We start from the raw sequence: 8,241 nt of genomic DNA on the forward strand, positions 1-8,241 counted from the left end.
GGTTTCATAATACAATGGATTGGTAAATATTTTGATATACGAATCCAAATTGAAATGGTAAATCACTTTCCCAAAATCATCGGTTGTCAAAACACTTTGCGTCAAAATAAAGCAATAGGGCAATACCAAAAACAGGAACAACCACAGTAAAAGTGGCGTCAATAAGATGTATTTGTTTGCTTTTTTCATTTCTAATTTCCTTTTTATGAAACACAGCAAATACATTATTAATGTATTTACAATTTCTCTTTATCCTGCAAGGTTTTTTTAAACCTTGTAGGTATTCATTCTATCAAATAGACCTACAAGGTTTAAAAAACCTTGCAGGTACACCTCTATTTTATCTAATAAAAATCAAAAACTGCTGTAGCCATTCTTTTTGTGATTTGGCCGTCTTTCAAAGTTTCTGATAAAATCAATTTTTGAGCGGTTTCATTATCCAAAACTTCGTCCATCGAACGAATATCTCCACACGGAACATTATTATTTTTCAAGTCTGCTAAAAGTGTTTCGCTATCAAATTTCGAAAATGCTTCTGCCAATATTTTCCCCAATTCCATTCGATTTTTAACACGCAAAGCATTGGTTTTAAACAAATCTGAATCGTCATCCTGAGCTTGTCGAAGGACAAAATTCAGACATTTACAAAGTGATGCAAATTGCTTGTCATTCCCAACGGCAAGCACAATTGCTTTTCCTTCATTCGTATAAAATGTTTCTCCATAAGGAGCAATATTCGGATGCAAACTTCCCATTCTTTGCGGAATTTCTCCACCCATTAAATAGTTTGTCGCCTGATTTGCCAATGATGAAAGCGCCGCATTATATAACGAAATATGCGCCGTTGAACCCAAACCTGTTTTGGATCGTTGCAATAAAGCCACCAATATTGCCTCTTTCAACTGATGCGCTGCCAAAACATCTATCAATGCAATTGGCATTTTTAATGGTATTCCGTCCGCTTCTCCATTGATAAACATAAAACCGGCTTCGGCTTGCATCACCACATCAAAGGCTGGAGTTTCATCTTCAATACCGTAACCGCTAATTTGGGCATAAATCAGTTTTGGAAATTTTTTGCGCAAAGCAATCGCATCCAATCCTAATTGTTTGGCGGATGAAGGCTTGAAATTGGAAATCACGACATCTGCCGAAGCAATATGATTCAACACCATTTCGAAATCATCAGCCTTTTTTAAATCTGCCCAAATAATAGTTTTGTTGTAATTCACACTACTATAATAGGCAGATTGTGTATTTTCCTTTTCTGATTCCAAACGCCAACTGCGCGTTACATCTCCATTATTTGAAGGATTTTCAACTTTTAGAACATTTGCGCCGAGTTCGGCAAAGAACATTCCAACAGCAGGACCCGCCAAAACTCCAGCCAGTTCAACTACTTTTAAATCAGCAAATAATTCTTGTTTTAACATTTAAATAACTTAGAATAACCAGTTAGAGTTAACGATATTAATTCTTATTGAAAAATTAAATATTCTTAAAAAAATTAAAATAGTTTTATCTTGAAACCATTAAGATATTAAGGTTCATTAAGAGTTATAACTTAATTTTCTTAAGATCTTAATGGTTTAAAAAACATAATAAAAATTATTGATTTTTTACTTCGCTCCAAATTTCGTTGTAACGTTTTCTGTTTTTAACAGGCTGCCAGAAATTCAAGGTTTTGAACATAGAATCCATACTTGCCACGTCCATCAATTTTTGAGTTTCCGGAGTCAAAAGTGCGTTTGCTTCTGGATTAGAAACATAATATTGGGTGAATTCAGCTACTTGAGCCATAACTTTTGGAGAAGAAACATAGTCTAACCAAAGTTGCGCCAATTGTTTGTTTTTAGCATCTTTCACAATCATTAAACGGTCAATCCAACCAGTTGCTCCTTCTTTTGGAATCACCGATTTGATGTTCATTCCTTGTTTGTTCAAATTGGCTGGAGTCAAAGGCCAACCCACAGCAGCAACGATTTCTTTATTTTTGAAAAGGTTATCTAATTCACCTGCAGAAGCCCAGTTTTTACGAACTTGAGGTTTCATTGCAACCAGTTTTGCTTTACAAGCAGCCAATTGCTCTTCGGTCATATTGTACAAAACGGATTGATCTGTTTTGTCGTAACCCAACATTTGTGCAGCCAAATAAATAGTCGAAATATCATCATACAACGCGATTTTTCCTTTGTATTTTGGATCCATAAACAACTCCCAAGAAGTTGGAACTTCTTTAATCACATCGGCATCATAGATTAAATAATCTGGTCCCCAAGTGAATGGCATTCCATACGTTTTTCCGTCTTTTTGAACATCTTTCATTCCCACAAGAACTGGTGAAAGTGATTTCCAAGCCGCAATTTGACTTTCATCAATTGTTTCAACCAAACCAGATTCAACGATATAACCAGCAACATCAGACGATGGCGTGATTACATCATAACTAGAACCACCACCACTTTGTAATTTAGAAACCAATTCATCCGAAGAACCAAAATAAGTTCCTTTGACAGTAACTCCGTATTTTTCTTCAAATACTTTGGTAAACGACGCATCAGCATAGCCTTCCCAAGCCAAAATATTCAAGGTTGACCCTTTTAGCTCAGCTAAATCTACCGTTTTAACTTCTTCCTTTTTTTTGCCACAGCTCGAAACCAAGCCAGTAATTACTAATAATGATACTACGATTTTTTTCATTTGTTTTGGTTTTTGTTAATAGAAAAATAGTTTAAATTTGGTCAGAGACCTTTTATCACATCCTCAAAGTCAGAGACTTTGCGGAGCATTTTTCGAATATTTTTTTAATGATTCTCACTCAACTTCGTGTTTGAATCCAAAGGCCAATACATCAAAACGGAGCAATTTCCGCTGCGTGGATCGTCTAAATAATCGAATAATGGTTCTACCAAAATAAAGCCACATTTGGTTTGAGCCGTAACCGTTGGATCAATAATTTCACCTTTGATTAATTTGTCGCAATATTCTGCAATGTTCATTTGGTCTTTCACTTTATCAAATCCAATAGGCATTCCTGCTGTCATTTGACCTTTAGTTCCCATTGCTCTGGCTACTTCCTGACGCGCATTATAGATTTCTCTTCCAATTCCTTTTCCTTGATAATCAGGATGAACAGAAACATCTAAACCGTAAAGCCAATCTGATTTTGGGTCGTGTGTTCCCAACCATAAATTATCCGAAATCTCCAAGAAAGTATGATGTCCTTTGTGGTAATTTTGCATCAAAGTTGTTGTGGCTGCAATAACTCTATCGCCGTCTAAAACAATCATTTGCCCTTCAGGGAAAATCTCAATATGGCGTTTGTATTGTGCCTCGGTCATTAGTTCTTCTTCCGATAAGGTTGGAAAAACAATTTTTTGAAGTTCCGCTTCTTGTTTTGCATACTCTGGAGTTGCTGTTTGCAAAATGTATTTGCCTAAAATTTCTTTTTTCATAATTTTTATTTTTATTGAACGCTGATGAAACGGATTTGCTTCGCAAAAACACAGATAAAAACGGATTTTTTTAATCTTTAATTTTTTTAACCTAAATGCTCACGACATATTTCCGTAACTGATTAATTTTAATTCTAAGTATTCTTTCAATCCTTCGGAACCCGATTCGTGACCAATTCCGCTACTTTTTATTCCTACGAAAGGCAATTCGGTTCCGTGAGCAGCCCATTCGTTGATGCCAACCATACCAAATTCCAAATTTTCAGCATAGAAATTAGCGGTCTTAATGTGATTTGTAAACACATAAGAAGCCAAACCATATTCGGTGTCATTCGCCCATTCCAATACTTGTTCTTTTGTTTCAAAAGGAATCACTATCATCAATGGTCCAAACATTTCTGTTTTGATAAAAGCCTGATTTTGTCTGGCTTCAATTAAAGCCGGATGAACGAAAAATCCTTTTTCCGAAGCTTCTCCTCCAATATGAATTGTTGCGCCTTCGCTTTTTGCTTTTTCGAGCATTGCCAAGGAATGCTTTTGCTGCGTTTTATTAATTAATGGTCCAACAAAATCAATATCTCCACCATTAATTCCAGTTTTCAGTTTCGAAATGTCTTCTTTTACAACAGAAACAAATTGATTGAAGATACTTGAATGCACGTAAAAACGTTGTGGAGAAACACAAACCTGACCACAATTTCTTAGTTTGGCAACAATTGCCTGATGTGCAATCGCTTCAACATCTACATCTTTTTCGATGATTACCGGTGCGTTTCCTCCCAATTCAAGTGATAATTTGGTTGATGTTTTGGATGCGCCATCCATCAGAATTTTTCCAACTCTAGTACTTCCTGTAAAACTTATTTTTTTCAGCAAAGGATTTTCTATCATTTCGATTCCAGTAGAAACTGGTTCTGTATTAATTAAGTTGAAAACTCCTTTTGGAATTCCTGCTTCGTGCAACGCTTTTGCCATATTAAAACTGGACAAAGGTGTAAATTCAGAACCTCTCATCACCACACTACAGCCAGCAGCCAAAGCAGCAGCAACCGCTCTTGCAGGATTATAAGCAGGAAAATTCCAGGCCGTAATCACTCCAACAACGCCCAATGGCTGATAAATTACCATAGAACGCTTGTCGATTCTGCTTGACGGAATCACTCTACCGTAACTGCGTTTTCCTTCTTCGGCGTACCATTCAAAAAGGTTGGCTGAAACCTGCCATTCTCCACGAGATTCGAGCATTGGTTTTCCTGTTTCCAAAGAAGTTTCTTTGGCGAAAGCCTCAGCATTGGCACGCATATAATCGGCTGCTTTTTTTAGAATTTCGGCTCTAAAATAAGGCGTTGTGTTTTTCCAACTTTTGAAAGAAGCATCGGCTGCAGCAATTGCTTTTTTACAATCATCAGCATTTCCGAAAGGAACTTTGTCTAAAATTGCTTCGGTAGAAGGGCTTTGCAAATCCCAAGTTGCACCATCAATTGCATCGCACCATTCTCCGTTTATATATTGTTTTCTCATTTTGTTTGTTAAAAATTGTACGCTGATAAAACGAATTTTAAAATTTATAAATGTCAGGATTAAAAATTTCCATATAAATTTCAGGTTTTGGTAAACTCCTGAAATTATATTTTTCATACAACCATCTAGCGGTTGAAGTTAATAACACCCATCTTCTTAATCCTTGTAAGTCTGGATGTTTCATTACTTCATCCATAAGTTTTTTTGAAAGCCCTCTCCCACGATAGTTTTCCAAAATATAAATATCTCCTAAATATGCAATTGTTGAAAAATCAGAAATCACTCTGGCAAATCCAATCTGTTTATCTTCAAAAAAAAGTCCAAAATTCAAAGAATTTTCAACTGACTTTTTTACTTTTTCAATTGGAATATGATTACTCCAACCCGAATATTTTGATAAAAAATCGTGAATTGCAATAATATCCATTTTAGATTTGTCTGTTGTAATAAAGTATTCTCCAAAATTTATCTCAACTAATTCCATAGTTTCCTTTTTAGGATAAAACCTCTTTTATTGTTCCTTCTAAAATAGCCAATCCTTTTTCTAAAATTTCGTCCTCAATAAATAAAGGGCTTAATATTCGAATGCAGTTCCCATAGGTTCCAGAAGTGATAACAATTAATCCTTTTGCAAGGCATTTATCGACAATTGCTTTTGTTGAAACTCCATCTGGAAGTTGCGTTTCTGGATTAAAAAATTCGATAGCTAACATTGCTCCCAAACCACGAACATCAGTAATGTTTTTAGGATATTTTGACATCAATTCGTTGAACTTTTCGCGAACCACTTTACCTACTTTTTCGCCAGCGGCATTGATGTTGTTCTTTTGCATATAATTGATACTTGCCAACGAAGCCACACAACTCAAAGGCCCACCAAGGTAGGTTCCTCCAATAAGTCCTGGTTTTATAGCATCCATAATTTCGGCTTTGCCAATAACAGCTCCAATAGGCATTCCGCCACCCATAGATTTTGCCCAAGTAGATAAATCTGGAGTTACTCCATAATGCTCATAAGCAGCCCATTTTCCAGTACGACCGAAACCGGATTGCACCTCATCAAAAATTAAGAAAATATTATTTTCGGTACAGAATTTACGCAAATACTGTACATATTTTTTCGAAGCAACGGTAAAACCACCTTCACCTTGTACTAACTCCATTATGATTGCAGCTGTTTGAGTTATTGATACGGTTGACGAAAAAGTTTTGTGCAACTTCATAATCATCAAATCATCAAATTCATCCTGAGTCATTCTTTTGTTCATCGAAGGTTTGTAATATGGGTACTCCAAACGATATACTTCAGGAGCGTACGGTCCGGCGCCTTCTTTGTATTTCACGTTAGATGTCAAAGTCATCGCCATCATCGTGCGTCCGTGAAAAGAACCGTCGTAACAAATAATTCCTGATTTTCCTGTTACAGCACGAGCAATTTTGATAGCATTTTCTACCGATTCTGCGCCTGATAAAGTCAGCATTGCTTTGGTAGCATCTCCGTGAGGAAGTATTTCGCAGAGTTTCTCAGTTAAGTCCAGATATTGCTCATAGACAGAAACGTTGAATGAAGCGTGAATAAATTTATCGGCTTGATTTTTTATGGCTTCAATGATTTCAGGCACACCGTGACCAGCATTATTGACTCCAATTCCTCCTGCAAAATCAATTAATTCCCTTCCATCGGCATCAATAATTATGGCTCCTTTTGCAGATTGAATACTAGATGGGTTGAAAATTCCAAGTGCATTTGGCACACTATTTTTTCTTCTTTCGTAAAGTTTATTGGTATTGTTCATTTTTTTATTGTCTTGATAATTTTGCTAATTCTAAATCGGGTTGCGAAAATTTGTGAATTTTCATATACATATTGGTTTTCGTATCAAAAACACCTTCTAAAGTGTGAATTTTATCACCTAATAATTCGTTAAGATGTTCCATATCTCTGCACATTACGTTGGCTTCGATATCATAATCTCCCGAAACTGATGCCAAAAAGCTAATTTCCGGCAACTTGATCAAAGACTCAAAAACGGTGTTCATTAATGACTTTGGTTTTACCGAAATCAAAACACTTGCATAAGCATTAAAACCAATTTTGTTGGGGTCAATTCTTCCAATAATTTTCAATGTACCATCTTCGACTAAATTGATAAAACGGTGTCTAATGGTACTCACTGCTACATTAATTTCTTTCGAAATTTCCGTAAATGACATTCTGCCGTCTTTTTGAAGCAGTTTCAATATTTGATAATCTAAATCGTCGTCGAGTGCACTCATTGTTTTTCCTTTTAACCTTGTCAGGGTTTAAAACCTTAACAGGGTTTGTTAAATTTTATATTGTAATTCTCCATTTATCCAAGTCTCTATAGCTTGCACTTTAGAAACATTATCTAAATCAAATGGATTCGTATCCAAAACAATAAAATCGGCAACTTTTCCAATGGAAAGTGATCCTTTTATCTGTCCTAAATTATCGGCATTTGCACTTCCGATTGTATAAGCTTTCAACGCTTGTTGGAAAGTGATTTTTTGGTCTTCTCCAATGACAAATCCATCTGCAGCTTTTCGTGTTACTGCAGTTTCCATATTCACCCACGGATTTATTTCTTTCACCACGGGACCATCGGTGGAAAACGCCAAATTTATTCCGTTATCTAAAACAGTTTTACAAGGATAAACCACATCCAATAATTCATCTGAAAGCGTGCTTTTGAAATTATTTGCCAATTCATAGATGAAAATAGGTTGCATTGCTGCGGTCATATTCATTTGCTGAAAATCCTTTATATTTTCATTGGATAAAAATCCAACGTGTTCAATTCTGTGTTTTAAAGTGTTGTCAATTTTAAATAAATCGCTATACACTTTCAATGTCAAATCGACCGCTTGATGACCAATCGCGTGGGTTGCCACCGAAAATCCTTTGTCAACCGCTTCTTTGGCAGTTTTATAGAATTTATCGTAATCCAATCGCAAAACGCCTTTGTAACCATCGGTATTTTTGTAAGGCACATTCAAGGCAGCAGTTGCGGAACTCAAACCTCCATCAGAAAAGAACTTAACTGTTTTTATTTGCAAAAATTCTGATTCATATTTCTCTGGCAAAGGCTGAATTTCGTCACTTCCGTCAGGAATTCGAAGCGGAAAAACATTCATTCGCACTTTTAACAATCCTTCTTTATCTAATCGAATATAAGCATCTAATAATTCTTGGTTTGCAGCTGGATCAGTTGCACTTGTAATCCCCAAACTCAATAAATAATTA

Annotated in this window: 8 protein-coding genes and 1 pseudogene; all 9 read right to left on the reverse strand. The window is 35.9% G+C overall.

The genetic code is table 11. The features are described 5' to 3' along the window. Positions 1 to 189, reverse strand: a pseudogene (locus PHC28_RS12045) (hypothetical protein); the annotation flags it as partial. A 155-nt stretch (positions 190 to 344) separates the two neighbouring features. Continuing rightward, positions 345 to 1,433, reverse strand: coding sequence for a CaiB/BaiF CoA-transferase family protein (locus PHC28_RS12050; RefSeq protein WP_300100656.1), 1,089 nt, complete (start codon positions 1,431 to 1,433; stop codon positions 345 to 347). Positions 1,434 to 1,608: 175 nt separating this feature from the next. Continuing rightward, positions 1,609 to 2,700: an ABC transporter substrate-binding protein gene (locus tag PHC28_RS12055; RefSeq protein WP_300100659.1), complete on the reverse strand. Its 1,092-nt coding sequence runs from the start codon at positions 2,698 to 2,700 to the stop codon at positions 1,609 to 1,611. 104 nt (positions 2,701 to 2,804) lie between these two features. Then, entirely contained in the window at positions 2,805 to 3,455 is a 651-nt protein-coding gene (locus PHC28_RS12060; protein ID WP_300100662.1) for a GNAT family N-acetyltransferase, read from the reverse strand. A gap of 99 nt (positions 3,456 to 3,554) precedes the next feature. Further along, positions 3,555 to 4,976 carry an NAD-dependent succinate-semialdehyde dehydrogenase gene (locus PHC28_RS12065; RefSeq protein WP_300100665.1) on the reverse strand — a complete coding sequence of 474 codons (1,422 nt, stop codon included), beginning with the start codon at positions 4,974 to 4,976 and terminating at the stop codon, positions 3,555 to 3,557. Between the two features lie 37 nt (positions 4,977 to 5,013). Beyond that, positions 5,014 to 5,460, reverse strand: coding sequence for a GNAT family N-acetyltransferase (locus tag PHC28_RS12070; protein ID WP_300100668.1), 447 nt, complete (start codon positions 5,458 to 5,460; stop codon positions 5,014 to 5,016). Positions 5,461 to 5,470: 10 nt separating this feature from the next. Then, the gene (locus PHC28_RS12075; protein WP_300100672.1) at positions 5,471 to 6,772 is read right to left on the reverse strand and encodes an aminotransferase class III-fold pyridoxal phosphate-dependent enzyme; all 1,302 of its coding nucleotides are present in this window, start codon (positions 6,770 to 6,772) and stop codon (positions 5,471 to 5,473) included. 4 nt (positions 6,773 to 6,776) lie between these two features. Next, positions 6,777 to 7,253 carry an Lrp/AsnC family transcriptional regulator gene (locus tag PHC28_RS12080; RefSeq protein ID WP_300100677.1) on the reverse strand — a complete coding sequence of 159 codons (477 nt, stop codon included), beginning with the start codon at positions 7,251 to 7,253 and terminating at the stop codon, positions 6,777 to 6,779. Between the two features lie 48 nt (positions 7,254 to 7,301). Next, positions 7,302 to 8,241, reverse strand: a 940-nt coding sequence (locus PHC28_RS12085; protein WP_300100680.1) for an amidohydrolase, incomplete at its 5' end; no start/stop codon positions are given.

The organism is Flavobacterium sp., from assembly GCF_028712645.1.
Lineage (GTDB): Bacteria > Bacteroidota > Bacteroidia > Flavobacteriales > Flavobacteriaceae > Flavobacterium.